A 22,594-nucleotide genomic window follows, 5' to 3' on the forward strand; every position below is an offset into this window, starting at 1 on the left:
GGCATGGTGCTGCGGCGGCTCGGCCTGGCGGCGCTGGATGCGGTGCTGCCGCCGCACTGCCTGACCTGCGATGCCGCGGTGGATGCCCAAGGGGCGCTCTGCGGCGCCTGCTTCGGGACGCTGTCCTTCGTCACCGCGCCGCTCTGCGCCCACTGCGGCGTGCCCTTCCCGCATGCCGGAGCGGGGCCGGCCTGCCCCGCCTGCGTGGCCCGGCCGCCCGCCTTCGACGCCGCCCGCGCCGCGCTGCGCTATGACGAGGGGGCGCGGCGCCTGGTGCTGCCCTTCAAGCATGCCGACCGCACCGAGCTGGCCGGCCCGCTCGCCCGCCATATGGCCCGGGCCGGGGCGGCGCTGCTGGCGCGGGCGGAATTCATCGCCCCGGTGCCGCTGCATTGGCGGCGGCTGCTCGCGCGCCGCTACAACCAGGCGGCGTTGCTGGGCGCCCGGCTGGCCCGGCTTTCCGGCATCCCGCAACTTCCCGATGTGCTGCGGCGGGTGCAGCCGACGCCGCCGCTCGGCGAACTCGGCGCGGCGGCGCGGGCGACGCTGCTGGCGGAGGCCTTCGCCGTCTCCCGCCGCGGCGCCGCGCGGATCGCCGGGCGGCGGGTGCTGCTGGTGGACGATGTCATGACCTCGGGCGCCACCGCCGAGGCCTGTGCCCGGGCGTTGCTGGCGGCCGGCGCCGCGGCGGTGGACGTGCTGGCGGCGGCGCGGGTGCCCGATCCCCGGCTGGAGGCGCCGCGCTGACCTGGCGGCCGCCTCCGGCACGGGTGGTTTGTTTTCAGGTTATCGATCCGGACGCGGATATCGATCTTTGGCGAGCCGCGCTAACCCGGAGTTCATTCCAAGGCGCGACCCTGTCAGGTGTCGACAGGCAGCAGGAGGCCGCATGTCCAGCATCCCGCATGGTGCCGAGCCCGCATCGGGCCCGCCGCTGGGCACCACGTCATCCTTCGCCCTGCCGGCCCGGCAGCGGCGGATCGGTGCCGGGGACGAGGATCCGCCGGCCAGGCTGCTGACCATGGTGGCCATCGGCTTCCTGCTGGCCAGCCCGGTCATTACCCTGCTTCTTGCCGTGCCGTGACGGGTGCTTGACCGCGGCGCCCGCCGGACCAAACTGCATGGCATGCCCAAGGTCGAAATCTACACCACCCTGTTCTGCCCCTATTGCGAGCGCGCCAAGGCGCTGCTCGGCAAGAAGGGCGTCGCCTTCGAGGAGCTGGACGCGCCCAATGGCTCGCAGGCCCGCAAGGACGCCATCGCGCGCTCCGGCGGCCGCACCACGGTGCCGCAGATCTTCATCGATGGCACCGCGATCGGCGGGTCGGACGAACTCGCCGCGCTGGAGCGCGCCGGCAAGCTGGACCCGCTGCTGGCGGCCTGAGGCCCGCCGATGACCGCAGTGACACGGGGCGCGGCGGCCCGGGGCGGCCATCCCGGCATGGCGTGCCGAGGATCTTTACGTCCGCGCAAGAATTTGGCACTCCCAATGGCGGAGTGCCGGCCTATAATGAAGGTTCGTGTCCGGGCGATGCCGCGGGCCGGGGAAAGCTTGGGATGATCCATTACGATCTACGCTGCGATGCCGGGCATGAGTTCGACGGCTGGTTCCCTGACAGTGCCGGCTTCGAGGCGCAGGCCAAGGCCGGTTTCGTCGAATGCCCGGTCTGCGGCGCAACCGAGGTCGCCAAGCGGCTGATGGCCCCGGCCATCCCGAAGAAGGGCCGCAGCCGGGTGAAGGAAGTGGTGCCGCCGCCGGCCCCGCCGGCCGCCGCCGCGCCACCACCGCTGCCGCCGCCGGGCAGCAGCCAGGCTGCCGCCGGACCGGTGCCGGCGCAGGTGGTGGCCCTGCTGCAGCGGATGCGGGCCGAGGTCGAGAAGAATTGCGACTATGTCGGCCCCGGCTTCGCCGAGGAGGCGCGTCGGATGCACCGCGGCGAGAGCGACCGCCGGGGCATCTACGGTGAGGCCTCCGAGGCCGATACCGAGGCGTTGCAGGAGGAGGGGATCGAGATCGCGCGCCTGCCCTGGGTGCCGCGCGCCGACGGGTGAGACGGATGCGCTGGCTGGTCCTGGGCTTGGTGTTGCTGGCGGGGGCAGCCTCGGCGCAGGAGACGCTGCGGACCTACGACGCCGCCGGCCACGCCACCGGGCGGCAGGAGAGCCGTGGCGGGACAACTCGCTTCTACGACAGCGCCGGGCGCAGCACGGGGCGGGCGGAAACGCGGGACGGCACCACGCGGTTCTATGACCAGGCCGGTCGCAGCACCGGCCGGGCCGAGGGCGGCCGTTTCCATGATCCGACCGGGCGCTCCACCGGCCGCGCCGAGCGCCGGGGGGACACGACCCGCTTCTACGACGGCGCCGGCCGCTCCACCGGCCGGGCCGAGACACGCGGCGACACGACGCGCTTCTACGACCCATCCGGCCGCCGCACCGGCGAGGCGCGGCGGCAATAGGCGCGGGTCACCCCGCCGCCGCCATCACCAGGTAGTTCACCCCGACATCGCGCCCCGTGCTCCAGCGCCCGGTCAGCGGGTCCATGCTCAGCCCGGCGATGTCCACCACCCGCAGCCCCGCCTGCCGTAATTTCGCGCCCAGCTCAGCCGGGCGGACGAACATCCGCCAGTCATGCGTCCCCACCGGCAGCAGCCGCAGCAGGTATTCGGCGCCGAACTTGGCCATCAGCCAGGAGCGTGGCGTGCGGTTGAGGGTGGACAGGAACACCGGCCCGCCCGGCGTCACCAGCCCGGCCAGGTGCCGGCAGAAGCCCTCGCGGTCGGCGACGTGCTCGATCACCTCCAGCGCCAGGACCGCATCGAACCCGCTGCCGCCCGTGGCCAGCAGGTCCTCCGGCCGGCCCTCGCGGTAGTCGATCGCCAGGCCCCCTGCCGCGGCATGGGCGCGGGCCGCCGCCAGGGCCGATCCCGCCGCGTCCAGCCCTGTCACGGTGGCGCCGGCCCGGGCCAGCGCCTCGCTCGCCAACCCGGCGCCGCAGCCGACATCGAGCACCCTGAGCCCCGCCAGCGGCCGCTCGGCCGCCGGGTCGCGGCCCTGCCGCCGGGCGATGCGGGCGATGATCCAGCCCATCCGCGCCGGGTTCATGGCGTGCAGCGGCCGCATCGGCCCCTTCGGGTCCCACCATTCGGCTGCCAGCCGGTCGAATTTGGCGATCTCCGCCCCGATCGCCGTGCCGCTTTCGACCTGCGCCATGTGCCGCATCCTCGTCATGCCCCTCGCGAATGTTGCAGCGCGGGGTCCGGGTGGGTATCTGTGCCGGCCTTCGCGCGGGCGCAACCGCGCGACCCATTGCCTGCACCACCCAATTTCCCACCAAGAAGCGCCCCATGGCCCGCATCGTGATGAAGTTCGGCGGCACCTCCGTCGCCGATCTCGACCGTATCCGCAACGTCGCCGCCCGCGTGAAGCGCGAGGTCGAGGCCGGGCACGAGGTTGCCGTCGTCGTCTCCGCCATGTCCGGCGCCACGAACCAGCTGGTCAAGTGGTGCCAGGAGCTGTCGCCGCTGCACGACGCCCGCGAATACGACGTGGTGGTGGCGACCGGCGAGCAGGTCACCATCGGCCTGCTCGCCATCGCGCTGCAGACCGTGGGCGTCGAGGCGCGGTCCTGGCAGGGCTGGCAGATCCCGATCGTCACCGACGGCGCGCATGGCAAGGCCCGGGTCGAGAGCATCGACGGCAGCCTGCTGATCGAGCGCATGCAGCAGGGCCAAGTGCCGGTGATCGCCGGCTTCCAGGGGATCGAGCCGGCCCGCAACCGGGTGACCACGCTCGGCCGCGGCGGGTCGGACCTCTCGGCGGTGGCGATCGCGGCCGCGGTCAAGGCCGACCGCTGCGACATCTACACGGACGTGGACGGCATCTACACCACCGACCCGCGCATCGTGCCGCGCGCCCGCAAGCTGGACCGCATTGCCTACGAGGAGATGCTGGAACTGGCCTCTGTCGGCGCCAAGGTATTGCAGACCCGCTCGGTCGAGCTCGCCATGAAGCAGCGGGTCCGGGTGCAGGTGCTATCGAGCTTCGAGGACAAGCCAGGCTCCCTGGTGGTGGATGAGGACGAGATCGTGGAACAGCCCATCGTGAGCGGCATCGCCTATTCGCGGGACGATGCGAAGGTGACGCTGCGGCGGGTCCCGGACCGGCCCGGCATCGCCGCTGGCGTCTTCGGCGCGCTGGCCGCGGCCAACTGCAACGTCGACATGATCGTGCAGAACATCGGCGCCGACGCCACCACCGACATGACCTTCACCGTCGGCAAGGCCGACCTGGCCCGGGCGCAGGACACGCTGGAGAAGGCCCGCGCGGAGCTGGGCTTCGAGGCGATCCTGGCCGACCCCGAGGTCGCCAAGATCAGCGTCGTGGGGGTGGGCATGCGCAGCCATGCCGGCGTCGCCAACACCATGTTCAGGGCGTTGTCCGAGAAGGGCATCAACATCCAGGTCATCTCGACCAGCGAGATCAAGGTGAGCGTCCTGATCTCGGCCGAGTACACCGAGCTGGCGGTGCGCGCGCTGCACACCGCCTACGGCCTCGACGGCCCGGCGGCGTAGGGCGATGGACATGATCGCCCCCGCCACCACCGCTTCCGCGGCCGCGCTGGACCGGCTGATGGCGCGCGGCGCCGCCTTCTTCGGCAGCCGCGTTGCCATCATGGGCGGGGCGATGTCCTGGGTGAGCGAGCGGCACCTGGTCGCCGCGCTGTCCAACGCGGGGGCCTTCGGCGTCATCGCCTGCGGCGCGATGGAGCCGCCGCGGCTGGCCGAGGAGATCGCCGGCACCCAGGCGCTGACCGCGAAGCCCTTCGGCGTGAACCTCATCACCATGCACCCGCGGCTGGACCAGCTGGTCGAGACCTGCCTGGCAGCCGGCGTGACGCATATCGTCTTCGCCGGCGGCATCCCACCCGGCGCCGCCATCAAGCGGGCCAAGGAGGGCGGCGCAAAGGTGGTCTGCTTCGCCCCGGCCCTGGCCCTGGCCCGGAAGCTCGTGCGGTCAGGCGCCGACGCGCTGGTGATCGAGGGATCCGAGGCCGGCGGGCATATCGGCCCGGTCAGCCTCAACGTGCTGGCGCAGGAGATCCTGCCGAGCATGGCCCGGGAGGTTCCGGTCTTCGTGGCGGGTGGCATCGGCCGCGGCGAGGCGATCCTGTCCTACCTCGAGATGGGCGCGGCCGGCGTGCAGCTCGGCACCCGCTTCGTCTGCGCGACCGAATCCATCGCCCATCCGAAATTCAAGCAGGCCTTCATCCGCGGCGCGGCGCGCGACGCCCTGCCGACGGTGCAGATCGACCCGCGCTTTCCGGTGATCCCGGTGCGCGCGCTGCAGAACGAGGGCACCCGCCGCTTCATTGAGCATCAGGCGGTGGTGCTGGAGCGCTTCACCGCCGGCGTGGTGACCAAGGACGAAGCGCAGCTCGAGATCGAGCATTTCTGGGCCGGCGCGCTGCGCCGCGCGGTGATCGACGGCGATGTCGAGCAGGGCAGCCTGATGGCCGGCCAGAGTGTCGGCATGGTGGGCCGCGAACAGCCGGTGGCCGAGATCATCGCCGAGCTGATGGCCCAGGCGGAGGCCGCGCTCGCCGCCCGGCAGCCCGCCGTCGCGTGACAGCCGGGCCCGGGCCGTGGCAGGCTCGGGTCCATTGCCTGACGATTGATCGCGCAGCCGTGAATTCGATTTGCCGTCATGGCGTGACCGGGTTACATCGCGAGGCGTGCCCGACGACATGAAGCGCCTGTCCCAGTTCGAAGCCGGCAACGGCGAGCCTGCTCGGCTCGGCGCCGAACTGCGCGATGCCCGCCTCGCGCTTGGCCTGTCGATCGAGGATCTGGCCCAGTCGCTGCGCATCCGCCGGGTTTACCTGGCGGCGCTGGAGGAAGGCCGGGTCCGTGACCTGCCGGCGCCGGCCTATGCCGTCGGCTTCGTCCGCACCTATGCGCGCAGCCTCGGCCTGGACGAGGCCGAGGTGGTCCGCCGCTTCCGCGAGGCGAGCGGCCCGACCGTGGCGCGCAAGACGGACCTGGTCTTCCCCGAGCCGGTGCCCGACCGTGGCGTGCCCGCCGGCGCGGTGGTGCTGGTCGGGGTGGTGCTGGCGGTCGGCGCCTATATCGGCTGGTACCAATGGTCCGGCAGTGGCAGCCGGACGGTCGATGCGGTGCCGCCACTGCCGCCGGCGATCGAGTCGGCACTGCGCGAGGGCAGCCCGCCCGAGACGGCGCCGGAGCACGAACCGCCTGCGGCCACGGTGAATCCGACCCTTGCCTATGCAGCGCCGGTGCCGGCGAAGCCGGCGCCGGTCGCGACGGTCCCCGCTGCCCCGCCCGGCGCTGCCCCCGCGCCGCCGCCACCCGTTGCCGCGGAGGGCCGCATCCTGCTGCGCGCCAGGGCCGCCGAGGTCTGGATCCAGGTGCGGGAGCGCCAAGGCGGCCCGGTGCTGGTCAATCGGGTGCTGCGGCCGGGCGAGTCCTGGCAGGTGCCGGCCCGGGACGGGCTGCTGCTGTCCACCGGCAATGCCGGCGGGCTGGAGGTGCTGGTGGATGGCCAGCCGACCCCGGGGCTCGGCGCCGGCCAGTCGGTGCGACGTGACCTGCAGGTCGATGCCGAGAAGCTGAAGGCAGGCCAGCCGCTCGCCGCCCTGGCGCCGTCGCGCCCTGCCGCCCCGGCCCCGCCGCAATAGGCACATCCCGGCCCTGCGAGGCCGGTGCTTTGGGATCGGCGCCGGGGCTGCCATATTGGGGAGGATTCCGCAGGACGATCCGGGAAACCCCATGAGCTACCGTCCCTACCAGATGATCACCCGCCGCAAGTCCCGCCAGATCATGGTGGGCAAGGTGCCGGTCGGGGGCGATGCGCCGATCACCGTCCAGACCATGACCAACACCCCAACCGAGGACGCCGCGGCGACCATCGCGCAGATCCGCCGGGCCGAGGTCGCAGGCGTCGATATCGTCCGGGTCTCCTGCCCAACGCCGGAAAGCACCGCGGCGCTGGCCGAGATTTGCCGGGAGGTGAATGTTCCCATCGTTGCCGACATCCATTTCCACTACCGCCGGGCGATCGAAGCGGCCAAGGCGGGTGCGGCCTGCCTCCGCATCAACCCAGGCAACATCGGCAGCGCCGAGCGGGTGAAGGAAGTGGTCAAGGCGGCCCGCGACCATGGCTGTTCCATCCGCATCGGCGTCAATGCCGGCAGCCTCGAGAAGCACCTGCTGGAGAAGTACGGCGAGCCCAACCCGGAAGCGCTGGTCGAGAGCGCGCTCTGGCACGCCGCCCACCTGCAGGACAACGACTTCCACGAGTTCAAGATCAGCGTGAAGGCCAGCGATGTCTTCCTCGCCGCCGCCGCCTACCAGCAACTGGCCGAGGTCTGCGACCACCCGCTGCATATCGGCATCACCGAAGCGGGCGGGAAGCGGACCGGCACGGTGAAGTCGGCGGTGGGCCTCGGCAGCCTGCTCTGGGCCGGGATCGGCGACACCATGCGGGTCTCGCTCTCCGCCGAGCCGGAGGAGGAGGTGCATGTCGGCTGGGAGATCCTGAAGTCGCTCGGCATCCGCCATCGCGGCGTGAAGATCATTTCCTGCCCCTCCTGCGCGCGGCAGGGGTTCGATGTCATCCGCACGGTCGCCACGCTGGAGGACCGGCTGGCGCATATCGAAACGCCGGTGACGCTGTCGATCATCGGCTGCGTGGTGAACGGGCCGGGCGAGGCGCTGATGACCGATATCGGCCTGACCGGCGGCGGCGCCGGCCGGCACATGATCTATGCCGCAGGCAAGACCGACCATACCATCGACGAGGCCGGCTTGGTCGACCACGTGGTGGCGCTGGTCGAGGGCAAGGTGGCGCAGATCCAGGCCGCCGAGGCGGTGGCCAAGGCCGAGGCGGCGAAGCAGGCGGCGGAGTAGCCGTGAACGGCTTCGGCGTCTCGGCATTGCTGGTCGGGACGCTGCGCCGGCACAAGGTACCGGGGCTGGACGAGGATATCGGCCGGCGGGATGCCGCGCTGCGGCGGCTGGGGGTGATGCTGGGGGTGCAGTTGGCGCTGTACCTGGCGGTGACCCTGGCGGTGCGCTGATCGCGCTTGCTTCGGCCGGCCCGGCTGCCTAGGCAATACCGGTCCGGCAAGAGGTATTGCCGCCATGGGCATGCCCCTCACCGTCAAGGGCCAGGTCACCATTCCCAAGCCCATCCGGGACCGGCTTGGGCTGACCCCGGGCAGCAGGGTGGATTTCACGGTCGCCGATGACGGCGAGGTCCTGCTGCGGAAATCCGCCGAGGCGCCGGCCGCGCCCGACCGTTTCCGCTGCCTGCTCGGCCGCGCCACCGCCGGCCTGACGACCGACGAGGTCATGGCCATGACCCGGGGCGAGGACTGATGGTCCTGGTCAATTTCAATGTCCTGCTCGACCTCCTCTCCGCGCCCAATCCCTGGGCCGACTGGTCGCTTGAACAATTCGGCCGTGCCGCCGCGGCCGAGGGCCTCTGCGCGAATGCCGTGGTCTTCGCCGAGGTCTCGATAGGCTAGGCTTCCAAGGCCTGGCCAAGGTGGAGGCGACGCTGGCCGAGGCGGAGGTCGCCGTCCTGCCCATCCTGCACGCCGCCCTGTTCCGCGCCGGCAAGGTCTTCCAGGCCTATCGCCGCCGCGGCGGGACCCGCACCGGCGTGTTGCCGGATTTGTTCATCGGGGCCCATGCCGAGGTGTCCGGGCTGCGGCTGCTGACCCGCGACGCGGCGCGCTACCGGACCTATTTCCCGACGCTCGACCTCATCGCCCCTTGAACCCTTGCCCCCGGCCGCGCCACGCGGCAAACCGCGACCCATGGCCCAAGCTCCGCTCCAGCCCGCCCGCGGCACCCATGACCTGATCGGCGCGGAGTTCCGCCGGCACCACCTCGTCATCGAGACGGCGCGGCGGGTGGCCACGCTCTATGGCTTCGAGGAATGGTCCACCCCGATCTTCGAGGATACCCGGGTCTTCTCCCGCGGCCTGGGCGACACCTCGGACGTCGTCTCGAAGGAGATGTACGTCTTCGAGGACCGCGGCGGCGAGAGCGTGACGCTGCGGCCGGAGAACACCGCCGGCGTCTGCCGTGCCCTGGTGACCAACGGCCTGACCCAGTCGAACCTGCCGCGCAAGGTCTTCTATGCCGGGCCGATGTTCCGTTACGAGCGGCCGCAGAAGGGCCGCTACCGGCAATTCCACCAGATCGGCATCGAGGTGCTGGGCGCCGCCGAGCCGCTGGCGGATGCGGAGGTGATCGCCTGCGGCTGGCACATCCAGCAGGAGTTGGGCATCGAGGAGGGCACGGTTCTCGAGATCAACACCCTGGGCGACGCCGCCAGCCGCGACGCCTACCGCGCCGCGCTGGTCGCCTACTTCACCGCGCATCGCGACGCGCTGTCCGAGGAAAGCCGGGCGCGGCTGGAGAAGAACCCGCTGCGCATCGTCGACAGCAAGGACCCCAAGGACCGCGCCCTGGTCGCCGGCGCGCCGACCATCCACGACCACCTGACGCCGGAGGCCGCCGCCTTCTATGCCGCGGTGAAGCGCTACCTCACCGCCTTCGAGGTGCCCTTCCGGGAGAACCCGCGCATCGTGCGCGGCCTCGACTACTACAGCCACACCGCCTTCGAATTCGTCACCGACCGGCTCGGCGCCCAGGGCACCGTCATGGGCGGCGGCCGCTACAACGGCCTGGTCGAGGAGATGGGCGGCCCGGCCACCCCCTCGGTTGGCTGGGCGGCCGGGGTCGAGCGGCTGTCCCTGCTGGTCGAGGCCAATGCGCTGACGCCCGAGCCCTCGCGCCCGGTCGCCATCGTCCCGATGGGTGAGGCGGCCGAGCTGGCCTCGCTGGCCATCCTGCAGTCGCTGCGCGACCACGGCGTGGTCGCCGAGGTCGGCTACAAGGGCAACTTGAAACGGCGCATGGAGCGCGCCAACAAGATCAATGCCGGCGCCGCGGTCATCCTGGGTGATGCCGAACTGGCCGAGGGCATGGCAGTGGTGAAGAACCTTGATGCCGGCAGCCAGGTGCGGGTGGCGCTGCCCGACCTGCTGCGGGCGCTGGCCGAGACCGGCGTGGTCGAGACCGCAGCCCAGGCCATGCTGCAGACCATTCTGGAAGAGGAGTTCGGCGCCGAGGGAAGCGATATCGACCTCGACGAGCCGCTGGACGCCGACGAGGCCCGCGGGTGAGCATCGCCGACAAGCTCGACCGGGTCCTGACCCGGGCGGAGGAGGTCCGGCACCTGCTCTCGACCGCCGAGGGCGGCCAGTTCGGCGCGCTGTCGAAGGAGCTCTCCGAGCTCGAACCCCTGGTCGAGAAGGTCGAGGCATTGCGCGCCGCCGAGCGCGCACGCGACGAGGCCGAGGCCATGCTGGCCGACCCCGAGCTGCGCGAGCTGGCCGAGGATGAGTACCTCGCCCAGAAGGAGGCCGTGCCGCGGCTGGAGCGCGAGGTCCGCCTCATGCTGCTGCCGAAGGATTCGGCGGATGAGCGCAGCGCGATCCTCGAGATCCGCCCCGCCGCCGGCGGCGACGAGGCGTCGCTCTTCGCCGCCGAGCTGTTCCGCGCCTACCAGCGCTACGCCGAGGTACGGCGCTGGAAGTTCGAGGTGATGGAATACGATGAGGGCGAGCTGGGCGGCGTGAAGGGCGCGGTCGCCGAGATCCAGGGCCGCGGCGTCTTCGCCCGGCTGAAATACGAAAGCGGCGTGCACCGGGTGCAGCGCGTGCCGGCGACCGAGACCCAGGGGCGCATCCATACCTCGACCATCACGGTCGCCGTGCTGCCGGAGGCCGAGGAGGTCGACGTCCAGATCAATGAGGCCGACCTGCGGATCGACACCTACCGCGCCAGCGGCGCCGGCGGCCAGCACGTGAACAAGACCGACAGCGCGGTCCGCATCACCCACATCCCCACCAATACCGTGGTGGCGATGCAGGAGGAGCGCAGCCAGCACAAGAACCGCGCCAAGGCGATGAAGATCCTCCGCGCCCGGATCTACGAGGCCGAGCGCGCCAAGCTGGCCGGTGCCCGCGCCGCCGATCGCCGCGGCCAGGTCGGCACCGGCGACCGGTCCGAGCGCATCCGCACCTACAACTTCCCCCAGGGGCGCGTCACCGACCACCGCATCGGCCTGACCCTGCACAAGATCGACCGGGTGATGCTCGGCGAGTTCGACGAGATCGTCGATGCGCTCACCGCCGAGGACGAGGCGGCGCGGCTGGCCGCCGACGGCGAGTGACCGGCGCGCCTCCTGTGCAGGGGAGGGCGTGATGACCGCCTGCGCCGATCCGGCCGGGACGGTAGGATTCTTCCTCTGCCGCGCCGGCCAGCACCTGCGTGCGGCGGCGATCGAGAGTCCTCGGCTGGAGGCCCGGCTGCTGCTGGCGCATGCCATGGCCTGCCGGCAGGAGGACCTGCTGCGCGACCCGCGCGCCGCGGTCCCGCCGGCGGCGGCGGCCCGCTTCGGCGATATGCTGCGCCGCCGGCTTGACCACGCGCCGGTCGCGCATCTGCTGGGCGAGCAGGAATTCTGGTCGCTCCGCTTCGCCGTCTCCGGCGCCACGCTGATCCCACGCCCGGATTCGGAGACGCTGATCGAGGCGGCGGTCGAGGCCCTGCCCGATCGTGCCGCGGTGCGACGGGTGCTCGACCTCGGCACCGGCACCGGGTGCCTTTTGCTGGCGGCGCTGTCCGAGTTTCCCACGGCAACGGGCCTTGGCCTGGACCGCGTGCTGGCCGCCGCGGCACTGGCACGGGACAACGCGGCGCGGCTCGGCCTGGGCGACCGTTCCGCCTTCGCCGTGGCCGATTGGGCCGCGCCGGTTGCCGGCCGCTTCGACCTGATCCTGTCCAACCCGCCCTATATCGAGAGCGCGACCATCCCCGGCCTGATGCCGGAGGTGGCGCGGCACGAGCCGGTCTCGGCGCTGGATGGCGGGAGGGACGGGCTCGATGCCTATCGCGCCATCGCCGCGATGCTGCCGGGGCTGCTGACGCCGGGTGGCAGGGCGGTGCTGGAACTCGGCCAGGGGCAACAACCGGCGGTGGAGGCCATCGCCACGGCAAAGGGGCTGCGCGTGCTCGGCTGCCGGGCCGATCTCGGCGGCGTGCCGCGGGCACTGATGCTGGCGACGGTATAAGGGATGTAGCCCATAACAAATTCGCGTGTGTCGTGTGGTCCGCGGCCGAAGCCAGCCGGAACCCGCATGCGCATCGATTACCCGACGCTTTTATTGGCGGTATCCTGCACGGTTGCAGCACTTGGGCTGCTTTGCCTTTTGCTCGCTCAGGCGGAGACGGATCTGCGGCCGCTCCGGCTGAGCGGCTGCGGCAATCTTTGTTTTGAGGTCGGCATGCCGATGCTGTTGTTGCGCGGCAGTGCCCATGAAGTTGCCGGCATACTGTTCGGCAACAGCCTGCTTTTCATCGGCTGGACTCTGCTGGTCGCCGCGGTCCGCCGATGCGCTGGAATCGCGCACGCTGCAGGAAAATGCCGACCTGCGCGATGCGCTGGCGGAGGGCGGGTCCTGGCGGGAGCGCAAGATGGTCCGCCCGGACGGCAGCCATATCTGGGTCGAGCGGCATGCCCGCATCGCCGAGCGCTTCCCGGATGGCAGCGCCGAACTGGTCGGCACCATCACCGACATCACCCGGGAACGGACCCTCGTGGCCCAGGTCCAGGCCAGCGCCAAGCTGGCGACGCTCGGCGAGATGATCGCCGGCTTGGCTCATGGGCTGGGCCAGCCGGCGGCGACCATGTACCTGGCCGCCGGCAATGCCGCCCGCGGATTGCGCAACCGTGGCGAGGCGGCAATCCCGGACGCCCTGCGGCGGCTTGACCGCATCGTCGCCCAGGGCGAGCGCATGGGCACCTTGATGGAGCACCTGAAGGCCTTCGCCCGGGCCGAGCCGCTCGCGCTCGGGCCGGTTTCGGTGCGGGGGGCGTTGGATGGTGCGCTGGTGCTGACCGGGGGCCGGACTGCGGCACGACGAGATGGAGTTCGAGCAGGCGATCGCCCCAGGCCTGCCGCCCGTGTTGAGCCAATGGGTGCCGTTGGAACAGGTGTTGGCGAACCTGTTGCTGAATGCCCGCGACGCGATGCGCCGGCTGACCCCCCCGGCCAGCCCCGGCGCATTCGCCTGTCCGCCGCCTTGGCCGCCGAGGGGCGCGTCGCCATCGAGGTGGCGGATATCGGCGGCGGGCTGGACCCGGCGGTGCTGGCACGGCTGTTCGATCCCGTCTTCACCACCAAGCCGATGGGCGAGGGGCTGGGGCTCGGCCTGTCGGTCAGCCATGGGCTGGTCCATGGCATGGGCAGCAGCATTGCCGCCGCGAACGGTACGGATGGGGCGGTTTTCACCGTCACGCTCGCTTGCGCACCGGCCCTGGCGGCGGCCTGATCGGCACTGGCCGAAAAAACCGTTTGGCGGGGCGGCCCAGGGAGGCTAGCTTGACACAGGCCCTCGCGGGCGGACGGGCTTGGCCTGCCGCCGAGGCGCGTGGGTTCGTGCAGCGGACGGGCTGTGGGCACCACGCCGGCCGCAACGCTTTGGACGACATCGACCGCCAATGCCGTGCTCCTTCGGATCTCCGAGGGATGACCGGGGCGGCCCACCTGCGAGACGGCAGACGCAATACTGATGAATATGAAACGCATGCGCGGCCGCAACCACCGACATGGTGGTGGCGGCGGGGGTGGCGGCGGCGGTGGGGGCGGTCCGCCGCAGTTCCGCCAGACCGGCCAGTCGCCGATGAATCGCAACCATGTCTTCGACTCGAGCGGTCCGGACATGCGGTTGCGTGGCACTGCTCAGCAGTTGTTCGAGAAATATCTCCAACTCGGCCGCGATGCGACCAGTTCGGGCGACCGGGTGATGGCCGAGGGCTATTTCCAGCACGCCGAGCATTATTTTCGCATCCTGAACGCCATGAGCCAGGCGCAGCAGCAGCGCGAGGGTGGCCAGCAGGCGCCGCAGCGCCGCTACAGCCAGGGCAACGAGCAAAGCGAGGGCGGCGAGGGCAATGGCGGCGAGCCCGGCGAGATGAATGGCCAGGTCAACGGCCATGCGCTCGAGGGCGACGCCGACTATGACGGCCCGCAGCCGGAAACCCGCGAGCCGGTCTGACCGCTTGCGGACGCCGCGTTGACAGGACGTGGCGCCGGACGCAGGCTCGGTCTTGTTCCAAGGGGGGCCCTGCATGGGGCTGAGATACGGCAAGGGCGCCGTGACCCTTTGAACCTGATCCGGGTCATGCCGGCGTAGGGAGAGGAACGAACGGGCGCGACCCTCAAGGGGGGCGTCCGCCCCGCGCACCGATTGCCCCCGGATCTCCAATTTTGAGGAGGTCCATTTGCCCGATTCCCTTACCCCCGAGCTGCCGCAGGTGACGACCGGCCCGCTGCCGGCCTCCCGCAAGGTGCATGTGCCGGGCGTGCTGCACCCCGGGCTGCGCGTGGCGATGCGCGAGATCGCGGTCAGCGGCGGCGAGCCGCCGCTGAGGGTCTACGACCCGTCCGGCCCCTATTCCGATGCCGCCCACCGCACCGATATCCGCCAGGGCCTGCCCGAATTGCGCCGCGGCTGGATCGAGGGCCGCGGCGACGTCGCGGCCTATGCCGGGCGCGACCCGCAGCCCGAAGATGACGGGCTGAAGCCGGGCGAGGCGCGGAAGGTCCCGCAATTCGACCGTGCCGGCCGGCAGCCGCTGGTGGCGAAGCCGGGCCGGACGCCGACCCAGCTGGCCTATGCGCGGGCCGGGATCATCACGCCCGAGATGGAATACGTGGCGATCCGGGAGAATCTCGGCCGCGAGCGGGCGCGGGAGGCCGCGGCGCGAGACGGCGAGAGCTTCGGCGCTGCCATTCCGGACTACGTGACGCCGGAATTCGTCCGCGACGAGATCGCCCGCGGCCGCGCCATCATCCCGGCCAACATCAACCACACCGAAGCCGAGCCGATGGCGATCGGGCGGAATTTCCTGGTCAAGATCAACGCCAATATCGGCAACAGCGCGGTCTCTTCCTCGGTCGCCGAGGAGGTGGACAAGCTGGTCTGGGCGATCCGCTGGGGCGCCGACACGGTGATGGACCTGTCCACGGGTCGGAACATCCACACCACGCGGGAATGGATCATCCGCAACAGCCCGGTGCCGATCGGCACGGTGCCGATCTACCAAGCGCTGGAGAAGGTCAACGGCCGCGCCGAGGACCTGACCTGGGAGATCTTCCGCGACACGCTGATCGAGCAGGCCGAGCAGGGGGTGGACTACTTCACCATCCATGCCGGAGTGCGGCTGGCCTATATCCCGCTGACCGCGCAGCGCGTCACCGGCATCGTCAGCCGGGGCGGGTCGATCATGGCCAAGTGGTGCCTGGCGCACCACAAGGAGAATTTCCTCTACGAGCGCTTCGACGAGATCTGCGAGATCATGGCGGCCTACGACGTCAGCTTCTCGCTCGGCGACGGGCTGCGGCCGGGCTCCATCGCCGATGCCAACGACGCGGCGCAATTCGCCGAGCTGGAGACGCTCGGCGAGCTGACGCGGCTTGCCTGGAAGCGCGACGTGCAGGTGATGATCGAGGGCCCCGGCCATGTGCCAATGCACAAGATCAAGGAGAACATGGACAAGCAGCTGGAGGTCTGCGGCGAGGCGCCCTTCTACACGCTCGGCCCGCTGACCACCGACATCGCGCCCGGCTACGACCACATCACCAGCGGCATCGGCGCGGCGATGATCGGCTGGTTCGGCTGCGCCATGCTCTGCTACGTCACGCCGAAGGAACATCTCGGCCTGCCGGACCGGGACGACGTGAAGGTGGGGGTGATCACCTACAAGATCGCCGCGCACGCCGCCGACCTGGCGAAGGGCCACCCGGCGGCGAAGCTGCGCGACGATGCGCTGTCGCGCGCCCGCTTCGAGTTCCGCTGGCGTGACCAGTTCAACCTGTCACTGGACCCGGAGACGGCGGAGAAATTCCACGACCAGACCCTGCCGGCCGAAGGCGCCAAGCTGGCGCATTTCTGCTCCATGTGCGGGCCGAAATTCTGTTCGATGAAGATCAGCCAGGACATCCGCGCCGCGGCCCAGCAGGGCATGGCCGAGATGTCCGAGCGTTTCCGCAACGACGGCGCCAACATCTACGCGCCGCCGCAGGCGGCCGCGGAGTGACCTGAAGAAGAAATGGAAGGGGTGTGGGGGGATGCTTCCTCCCCCCTCCCCACGGCTTCCTTTCCTTGAGGCAATCAATCGACCTCGGTCAGAATGCGGTGCGGATCGACCAACGATCCATCCTCCAAGGCGCTCAGGATCTTGTTCCCGGCGCTCCAAGCATCCTCGGCATGGGCGAAGGGCGCGTCGGAGGAGAAGACCACCACGTCGCTGCCATCCCGGCGCACGCTCCAGCTCCAGCGCCGGGGCGAGGTCGAACGGAGATCAACTTTCACATAGCCGTAGAATTTGCAGCTGCGGTACTTCGACATCCGGGTAGGCTCCCTTACCGGAGTATGAATGCCTGACCCGCGCAAAAGTAGAAAATCGAGAAACCGTTAATAACCGGAACGTTAGTAGGATCAGTGCAGCAGGTCGCCCTGGGTCGGCTCCAGCGCATCGCCGACCGCGATCCGGCCACCTTCCAGCACCTCGGCATAGACCCCCAGATCGGCATGGCCGAAATGCTCGCGCAGCCATTTCGGCGGGGCGGCGTCGCGTTCGGCGGTGTCAGGGTTCACCTCGGTCGCCGGGCAGCGGACGATGCGCTTGAAGACCCGCAGCCGGGCGCCCCCGAGCAGCACCTCTTGCCCCAGCAGGTCGAATTCGGCCCAAGGGGTGCTGCCCGAGACGTAGATGTTGGCGCGGAAACGCAGCGGGTCGAGCGTCACGCCGGCTCTCTGCTCCAACGCATGCAGGCTCGACAGGCCGATGATCGAGACGCACTTGGCGGCGACATCGGTGAAATTGTGTCCCGGCGCCTCGACGAAGCGCGGGGTGCCTCGCGCCTCCTCGCCGAGGAAGCCGGCCAGGAAGGCGCCGATCTCGACGCGGCCGGCCTCGGTCCGGGTACTGGCCAACAGAGGCGGCGCATCCGGTGGGCGGATTGCCAAAATGCCGGTCTGCGGGTCGAAGGCCGAATGCAGCAGGGCAAGCCGCGCATTGGCCATCAAGCAGCCGAAATGCCGCTTCTGCACCCAGGCCGGGGCGGCCGGGTCGAAGGCCGAATCGCCCTGGGCCAGGGCGAAGCGGCGGTCGTGCGGCAGGCATTCGCCGGGCGAGAGCAACACCTCCTCCAGCGCCTCGGCGGTCAGGCCCTTCACCGGGTAACGGTAGATGTGCTCGACGCGCATCGGAACATTTTCCTTCCCCGAAGCCTTGACCCAACGCAAGGCGGATTACCACATCCTGGATGAACTTGGTCCTGGCCGTCGCCTATGTAGGGATGGCTGGCACCAGTCGCCTCTCACTGAGGGACAATGAGCATGGACATCGAGAAATTCACCGATCGCGCCCGCGGCTTTCTGCAGGCGGCGCAGACCATCGCCATCCGCGAATACCACCAGCGCGTCACCGCGGAGCACCTGCTGAAGGCGCTGCTGGATGACGACCAGGGCGCGGCCGCCGGCCTGATCAAGGCCGCCGGCGGCGATCCCGCCCAGGCAAGGCTGGCGGTCGATGCCGAGATCGGGCGGCAGCCCAAGGTCTCCGGCGGCGGCGCCGGGCAGCCGCAGTTCACCCCCGACATCGTCCGCGTGCTGGATGCCGCCCAGCAGCAGGCGCAGAAGGCAGGCGATGCCTTCGTCGCGCAGGACCGGCTGCTGGTGGCGCTGGCCGCCAGCGATGCGCCCTCCGGCCGTATCCTGAAGGCTGCCGGCGCCGACGCGCAGCGGCTGGAGGCGGCGGTGGCCGACCTGCGGAAGGGCCGCAAGGTCGACAGCCAGAATGCCGAGCAGGCCTTCGAGGCGCTGAAGAAATATGCGCGCGACCTGACCGAACTCGCCCGCGAGGGCAAGCTCGACCCGGTGATCGGCCGCGACGAGGAGATCCGCCGTACCATTCAGGTCCTCGCCCGCCGCACCAAGAACAACCCGGTGCTGATCGGCGAGCCCGGCGTCGGCAAGACCGCGATCGTCGAAGGCCTGGCGCTGCGCATCGTCAACGGCGACGTGCCGGAGGCGCTGAAGACCAAGCGCGTCATGGCGCTCGACCTCGGCGCCATGGTCGCCGGCGCCAAGTATCGCGGCGAGTTCGAGGAGCGGCTGAAGGGCGTGCTGGCCGAGGTCACCGAGGCCGCCGGCGAGATCATCCTGTTCATCGACGAGATGCACACCCTGGTCGGCGCCGGCAAGGCGGACGGCGCGATGGACGCGTCGAACCTGATCAAGCCGGCGCTCGCGCGCGGCGAGCTGCACTGCGTCGGCGCGACCACGCTGGACGAGTACCGCAAGCATGTCGAGAAGGACGCGGCGCTGGCGCGGCGCTTCCAGCCCGTCTTCGTCGGTGAGCCCAGCGTTGCCGATACCATCAGCATCCTGCGCGGCATCAAGGACAAGTACGAGACGCATCACGGCGTGCGCATCACCGACAGCGCCCTGGTCGCCGCCGCCACCCTGTCGAACCGCTACATCACCGACCGCTTCCTGCCGGACAAGGCGATCGACCTGATCGACGAGGCAGCATCCCGCCTGCGCATGCAGGTGGACAGCAAGCCCGAGGAGCTGGACGCGATCGACCGCGACCTGATGCGCCTCAAGATCGAGCGCGAGGCGCTGCGGAAGGAGGAGGACCCGGCCTCCCGCGACCGGCTGCAGAAGCTGGAGAAGGAGTTGGCCGATCTCGAGGAGCGCTCGGGCGAGATGACCCAGCGCTGGGAGTCGGAGAAGGGCAAGGTCGTCGAGAGCCAGAAGCTGAAGGAGGAGCTGGACCGCGCCCGCACCGAGGTCGAGCTGGCGCAGCGCCGCGGCGACCTGGCGCGTGCCTCCCAGCTGCTCTACGGGGAGATTCCGCAGCTGGAGAAGAAGCTGGCCGGTGCCGGCGACGGCGATGCGCGGCTGGTGAACGAGGCAGTGACGGAAGAAGGCGTCGCCGGCGTGGTCAGCCGCTGGACCGGCATCCCGGTCGAGAAGATGCTGGAAGGCGAGCGCGCCAAGCTGATCAAGATGGAGGACCAGCTGCGCCGCCGCGTGGTCGGCCAGGAGGAGGCGCTGGAGGCGGTCAGCAAGGCGGTGCGCCGGGCCCGCGCCGGCCTGCAGGACCCGAACCGGCCGATCGGCAGCTTCCTCTTCCTCGGCCCGACCGGCGTCGGCAAGACGGAACTGGTGAAGGCGCTGGCCGGCTTCCTGTTCGACGACGAGCGGGCGATGACGCGCATCGACATGTCCGAGTACATGGAGAAGCACGCCGTCTCCCGCCTGGTCGGCGCGCCCCCGGGCTATGTCGGCTACGACGAGGGCGGCGCGCTGACCGAGGCGATCCGCCGGCGGCCCTACCAAGTCATCCTGTTCGACGAGGTCGAGAAGGCGCACGAGGATGTCTTCAACATCCTGTTGCAGGTCTTGGATGACGGCCGGCTGACGGACGGGCAGGGGCGGACGGTCGATTTCCGCAACACCATCATCGTGCTCACCAGCAACCTCGGCAGCCAGGCGATCGCCGAGCTGCCGGAGACCGCGGATATCGAAGCCGCGCGGCCGGCGGTGATGCGGGCGGTCAGGGACCGGTTCCGGCCGGAATTCCTCAACCGGTTGGACGAGATCGTGCTGTTCCGCCGCCTGGCGCGGGGCGACATGGCCTCGATCGTCGATATCCAACTTGGCGGGCTGCGCCGCCTGCTGGAGGAGCGCAACATCCGCCTGGAGCTCGACGCCTCGGCGCGGGAATGGCTGGCCGAGGCCGGCTACGATCCGGCCTATGGTGCCCGACCGCTGAAGCGGGTGATCCAGCGGAACCTGCAGGACAAGCTGGCCAACCTATTGCTCGCCGGCAGCCTGCATGACGGCGAGCAGCTGCGGGTGACGGCGGGGCTCGACGGGTTGGAGATCGAAGCGGCGCCACTGGCGGCCGCGGCATAAGAAAGGGTGGGGAGAATGTAGTCCCCCGGTTGGACGCCTTTTGGCGTCCAACCTTCACCTCACTTCCTGCTTTCGTGGCAACCTCAGCCGGTTTTTGTTCGATTGGAACGGCGGTTCTGCGGGGCTCCGTGACAGGACGGAATAAAGCTCAGTTCCTGAAAGGCTTCAGTGAGACGGCCTGCCGTGCAGCGCTGACCGTCCAGCTTCAGCTACCCTGTCTGCGGCGAAATCCGGCACAGCGAGTGCCCTTTCGCCAGTTGTGGCAGTGCACCGGCTGGCGGCGGCAGACCTCGCTGACCGCCACCAAGTCCCGACCATGCCGCTCGTCACCGCATCCAAGTGTGGAGAGACAATGACAGCGGCGCCGGGGTGTGACGCTGCGACTTCGTCCTAGGCCTCATGGCGCCTGACGAGGCGACCCGTGCGACAAGCTGGGTTCCAGCTTTTGTTCGAGCAGCATTCGCATCGCCACCCAGGTCGCATCCCAGGAATTGCCGGCGAGGCGTGCATCGACGCGCTGCAGCCATTCGGCGCGCGGGCGCGCCATCAGTGCCTCGGCGTGGGCCACCATCGCCTCTGCGTCGGCAGCGATCTCGACCAGGCCGACATCGCCCCAATCCCGCACCACATCGACGACCGAGGTGGACACCAGGGGCAGTCCGGCCGCCAGGAATTCCGGGGTTTTGGTCGGGCTGATGAAGCGCGTGCTCTCGTTCAACGCGAAGGGCATGATGCCGATATCCCACCCCGCGAGGTAGCCGGGCAGTTCGGCATATCCCTTCGGGCCGAGCCAGTGCACGTTCGCGTGCTGGGGCATCGCGGCAGGATCGATCTTGACCACTGGACCAATCATCACGAACTGCCAATCCGGCCGCAGCCGCGCCAGCGCATCGACCAACCGGATGTCCATCCTTTCGTCGATCACGCCGAAGAAGCCGAGGCGCGGTCGCGCGATGCCAATCTGGTCGGCCGGATCCGCCTGCGCCACGCGGGCCTGCCCGAAATGGCCTACATCGATCGAAGAGGGGAAGCAGTGCAGGTCGGCATGACGGCCGCGCTTCGCCTCGTACAGGCTGCGGCCGCCGGCGAAGACCAGGTCGGCGCGCGACAGCAGCAGCGTCTCGAGATCGAGCATCCGAGCCGGTGCACCCCGAAATGCGGAGAGTTCATCCATGCAGTCGTAGACCGTCGCATCGGGCTGAAGGTGCGCGGCGAAGGTCAGCGCCATGGGCGTGTAGAACCAGGCAACGAGATGGCGCGACTGCGCCTGCCGCTCGGCCAGGGCTTGGTCCAGCAATTGCCGCTGCGCCGCGTCGGTCCGCTCGGCAGTCAGGCCACGCGGCACATGCGGCGTGGCCACAGTGATGCCTCCCGGTCGGGATGAAAGTTCGATGCGGGGCGTGCCGCCCTCGGTCCAGACGACCTCTTCCCAGAACAGCACCTCGAACGAAGCAGCGGCCCGGGTCAGCAAATGCTGCGGCCGTTGGAAGACAAAATCCCAGCGGAGATGCGAGAAGACGACCAGCATCGGGCGTTGCGCCGCGGCATGGGACGGGCGGAGTTGCTCCGCGCGGGCATCAGGCATGGATCACTCGTCCTCGTTTGGTGGCATGCGCGGGAGCAGGGATCGGCATGGCCTTGTCAGCCTGGATGCGGAACCAGGGGGCGTCCGGGCCAGCCGACGGACCTGCCATTGCGGGGACAACGCCTATTGAGGATCGGGGTTTTGGCGAGGCTTTGGCCTAAGCCGTGGCCGCAGGGGCCCGGGCAGGCCGGCGCCATCAGCACGCGATGCGGATCGCGACGTGCTGCCCGGCACGCATGTCAGTCAGGTATTCCTAGTGGAGTCCGGTCGCGATGACTACGTCCCGGGAGGCGCAGAATTCGTGTCGGAGGCGTTGGGCCGCATGCTGCGGCAGCGCGGCCAGATTGCCCTGCCGCCGTCCTGCCGCTTGCCCAGGGAAGACCAAGTCACACAACAGGACATGCCTTGCGACGCCGAAGGCAGTGAGGTCGCGTTGTCGCACGGATTTTGGGTCGTGGCGCCCGCGACCCGATGCTCCACGGAACGCCGCACGAGCTACCGAAACGCGATCTCAAGATATATTCAATTTCAGTTACAACCTGAACCGTGCCGCCTCAGCCTGCTTGAGGAAGCAGCAGCCAGGGCAGTTTCGCCGCCGGCCGCGGATGCAGGCGGAATCATGGCCGAAGTCGACAACAGTCCTGCCGCCGCTCACCCCGACTCGATCGTGCCGGTGGTCAGGACCGATGATCGTCCGGTGCTGCTGCGCCGCGGTATCGCGGCCATCGCCAATGCGAACGGCTCGGCGACGCATGTCATGCAGGCCGGTCTCCCCGGCGTCGATGTCCCACGCCAGGACATCCCGCAGGTACCGGGAACGCCAGCCGCACGCGTCGCGCTATACGCGCCGATTCGATGACCCCGCAATCGCCGTCGCGGCGCGCCTCGTCCATCGGATGCCAGCAGGGCCACA

26 protein-coding genes and 1 riboswitch are annotated in these 22,594 nt (G+C 70.0%); of the genes, 21 read left to right on the forward strand and 5 right to left on the reverse strand.

Annotated features, from left to right (window positions below):
• The first annotated feature begins 3 nt into the window (after positions 1-3).
• From ACFQS7_RS26160 to ACFQS7_RS26180, 5 genes are all read left to right on the forward strand, one after another.
• Positions 4-747: a double zinc ribbon domain-containing protein gene (locus ACFQS7_RS26160; RefSeq protein ID WP_380070089.1), complete on the forward strand. Its 744-nt coding sequence runs from the start codon at positions 4-6 to the stop codon at positions 745-747.
• A 142-nt stretch (positions 748-889) separates the two neighbouring features.
• Entirely contained in the window at positions 890-1,084 is a 195-nt protein-coding gene (locus ACFQS7_RS26165; RefSeq protein WP_380070090.1) for a hypothetical protein, read from the forward strand.
• A gap of 42 nt (positions 1,085-1,126) precedes the next feature.
• Positions 1,127-1,384, forward strand: a complete 258-nt coding sequence (grxC, locus tag ACFQS7_RS26170) for a glutaredoxin 3 (RefSeq protein ID WP_380070091.1) — start codon at positions 1,127-1,129, stop codon at positions 1,382-1,384.
• A gap of 173 nt (positions 1,385-1,557) precedes the next feature.
• Positions 1,558-2,052, forward strand: coding sequence for a DUF1178 family protein (locus tag ACFQS7_RS26175; protein WP_380070092.1), 495 nt, complete (start codon positions 1,558-1,560; stop codon positions 2,050-2,052).
• 5 nt (positions 2,053-2,057) lie between these two features.
• Positions 2,058-2,459: a hypothetical protein gene (locus ACFQS7_RS26180; RefSeq protein ID WP_380070093.1), complete on the forward strand. Its 402-nt coding sequence runs from the start codon at positions 2,058-2,060 to the stop codon at positions 2,457-2,459.
• Positions 2,460-2,466: 7 nt separating this feature from the next.
• On the opposite strand, the gene ubiG is transcribed toward ACFQS7_RS26180, so the two are convergent.
• A complete protein-coding gene (gene ubiG / locus ACFQS7_RS26185) occupies positions 2,467-3,213 on the reverse strand; it encodes a bifunctional 2-polyprenyl-6-hydroxyphenol methylase/3-demethylubiquinol 3-O-methyltransferase UbiG (RefSeq protein ID WP_380070094.1) in 747 nt (248 codons plus the stop codon).
• Positions 3,214-3,347: 134 nt separating this feature from the next.
• Between ubiG and ACFQS7_RS26190 the strand changes: the two genes are divergently transcribed.
• The 11 genes from ACFQS7_RS26190 (at position 3,348) to prmC (ending at position 12,172) form a co-directional block, all read left to right on the forward strand.
• Positions 3,348-4,574, forward strand: a complete 1,227-nt coding sequence (locus tag ACFQS7_RS26190) for an aspartate kinase (RefSeq protein WP_380070095.1) — start codon at positions 3,348-3,350, stop codon at positions 4,572-4,574.
• A 4-nt stretch (positions 4,575-4,578) separates the two neighbouring features.
• Positions 4,579-5,628, forward strand: coding sequence for an NAD(P)H-dependent flavin oxidoreductase (locus ACFQS7_RS26195; protein WP_380070096.1), 1,050 nt, complete (start codon positions 4,579-4,581; stop codon positions 5,626-5,628).
• 106 nt (positions 5,629-5,734) lie between these two features.
• Positions 5,735-6,697, forward strand: coding sequence for a helix-turn-helix domain-containing protein (locus tag ACFQS7_RS26200; protein ID WP_380070097.1), 963 nt, complete (start codon positions 5,735-5,737; stop codon positions 6,695-6,697).
• Positions 6,698-6,788: 91 nt separating this feature from the next.
• On the forward strand, positions 6,789-7,928 hold the full coding sequence (ispG, locus tag ACFQS7_RS26205; protein WP_380070098.1) for a flavodoxin-dependent (E)-4-hydroxy-3-methylbut-2-enyl-diphosphate synthase: 1,140 nt from the start codon (positions 6,789-6,791) through the stop codon (positions 7,926-7,928).
• A gap of 2 nt (positions 7,929-7,930) precedes the next feature.
• Complete coding sequence (locus tag ACFQS7_RS26210) at positions 7,931-8,098, forward strand: hypothetical protein (protein ID WP_380070099.1); 168 nt, start codon at positions 7,931-7,933, stop codon at positions 8,096-8,098.
• A gap of 70 nt (positions 8,099-8,168) precedes the next feature.
• Positions 8,169-8,399, forward strand: a complete 231-nt coding sequence (locus ACFQS7_RS26215) for an AbrB/MazE/SpoVT family DNA-binding domain-containing protein (protein WP_380070100.1) — start codon at positions 8,169-8,171, stop codon at positions 8,397-8,399.
• The gene (locus tag ACFQS7_RS26220; RefSeq protein ID WP_380070101.1) at positions 8,399-8,548 is read left to right on the forward strand and encodes a hypothetical protein; all 150 of its coding nucleotides are present in this window, start codon (positions 8,399-8,401) and stop codon (positions 8,546-8,548) included. The genes ACFQS7_RS26215 and ACFQS7_RS26220 overlap by 1 nt, the downstream gene beginning before the upstream one ends.
• A gap of 20 nt (positions 8,549-8,568) precedes the next feature.
• Positions 8,569-8,802, forward strand: coding sequence for a type II toxin-antitoxin system VapC family toxin (locus tag ACFQS7_RS26225; protein ID WP_380070102.1), 234 nt, complete (start codon positions 8,569-8,571; stop codon positions 8,800-8,802).
• A 40-nt stretch (positions 8,803-8,842) separates the two neighbouring features.
• Positions 8,843-10,219: a histidine--tRNA ligase gene (gene hisS / locus ACFQS7_RS26230; protein ID WP_380070103.1), complete on the forward strand. Its 1,377-nt coding sequence runs from the start codon at positions 8,843-8,845 to the stop codon at positions 10,217-10,219.
• Positions 10,216-11,271: a peptide chain release factor 1 gene (gene prfA, locus ACFQS7_RS26235; RefSeq protein ID WP_380070104.1), complete on the forward strand. Its 1,056-nt coding sequence runs from the start codon at positions 10,216-10,218 to the stop codon at positions 11,269-11,271. Before hisS ends, prfA begins: the two co-directional genes overlap by 4 nt.
• 31 nt (positions 11,272-11,302) lie before the next feature.
• On the forward strand, positions 11,303-12,172 hold the full coding sequence (prmC, locus tag ACFQS7_RS26240) for a peptide chain release factor N(5)-glutamine methyltransferase (protein WP_380070105.1): 870 nt from the start codon (positions 11,303-11,305) through the stop codon (positions 12,170-12,172).
• Positions 12,173-12,262: 90 nt separating this feature from the next.
• Here the strand turns inward: prmC and ACFQS7_RS26245 are convergent, their stop codons facing one another.
• A complete protein-coding gene (locus ACFQS7_RS26245; RefSeq protein WP_380070106.1) occupies positions 12,263-12,511 on the reverse strand; it encodes a hypothetical protein in 249 nt (82 codons plus the stop codon).
• Between the two features lie 64 nt (positions 12,512-12,575).
• Between ACFQS7_RS26245 and ACFQS7_RS26250 the strand changes: the two genes are divergently transcribed.
• The 3 genes from ACFQS7_RS26250 (at position 12,576) to thiC (ending at position 16,203) form a co-directional block, all read left to right on the forward strand.
• Positions 12,576-13,433 carry an ATP-binding protein gene (locus ACFQS7_RS26250; RefSeq protein WP_380070107.1) on the forward strand — a complete coding sequence of 286 codons (858 nt, stop codon included), beginning with the start codon at positions 12,576-12,578 and terminating at the stop codon, positions 13,431-13,433.
• Positions 13,434-13,673: 240 nt separating this feature from the next.
• Positions 13,674-14,159: a DUF4167 domain-containing protein gene (locus ACFQS7_RS26255; RefSeq protein ID WP_380070108.1), complete on the forward strand. Its 486-nt coding sequence runs from the start codon at positions 13,674-13,676 to the stop codon at positions 14,157-14,159.
• 50 nt (positions 14,160-14,209) lie between these two features.
• Positions 14,210-14,318, forward strand: a riboswitch (TPP riboswitch).
• A 67-nt stretch (positions 14,319-14,385) separates the two neighbouring features.
• Entirely contained in the window at positions 14,386-16,203 is a 1,818-nt protein-coding gene (gene thiC / locus ACFQS7_RS26260) for a phosphomethylpyrimidine synthase ThiC (protein ID WP_380070109.1), read from the forward strand.
• Between the two features lie 74 nt (positions 16,204-16,277).
• Here thiC and ACFQS7_RS26265 read toward each other — a convergent pair whose 3' ends face one another.
• Positions 16,278-16,514, reverse strand: coding sequence for a hypothetical protein (locus ACFQS7_RS26265; RefSeq protein WP_380070110.1), 237 nt, complete (start codon positions 16,512-16,514; stop codon positions 16,278-16,280).
• A gap of 90 nt (positions 16,515-16,604) precedes the next feature.
• A complete protein-coding gene (locus ACFQS7_RS26270) occupies positions 16,605-17,375 on the reverse strand; it encodes an MOSC domain-containing protein (RefSeq protein ID WP_380070111.1) in 771 nt (256 codons plus the stop codon).
• A 132-nt stretch (positions 17,376-17,507) separates the two neighbouring features.
• Between ACFQS7_RS26270 and clpB the strand changes: the two genes are divergently transcribed.
• A complete protein-coding gene (gene clpB / locus ACFQS7_RS26275; RefSeq protein WP_380070112.1) occupies positions 17,508-20,096 on the forward strand; it encodes an ATP-dependent chaperone ClpB in 2,589 nt (862 codons plus the stop codon).
• A gap of 397 nt (positions 20,097-20,493) precedes the next feature.
• On the opposite strand, the gene ACFQS7_RS26280 is transcribed toward clpB, so the two are convergent.
• Positions 20,494-21,681 (reverse strand): glycosyltransferase family 1 protein, encoded by a 1,188-nt coding sequence (locus ACFQS7_RS26280; RefSeq protein WP_380070113.1) that lies wholly within the window; start codon positions 21,679-21,681, stop codon positions 20,494-20,496.
• A 220-nt stretch (positions 21,682-21,901) separates the two neighbouring features.
• On the opposite strand from ACFQS7_RS26280, the gene ACFQS7_RS26285 reads away from it, so the two are divergent.
• Positions 21,902-22,540 (forward strand): hypothetical protein, encoded by a 639-nt coding sequence (locus ACFQS7_RS26285; protein ID WP_380070114.1) that lies wholly within the window; start codon positions 21,902-21,904, stop codon positions 22,538-22,540.
• Positions 22,541-22,594 lie beyond the last annotated feature (54 nt).

It is taken from the genome of Dankookia sp. GCM10030260 (assembly GCF_042666655.1).
In the GTDB taxonomy this organism is placed as follows: domain Bacteria; phylum Pseudomonadota; class Alphaproteobacteria; order Acetobacterales; family Acetobacteraceae; genus Paracraurococcus.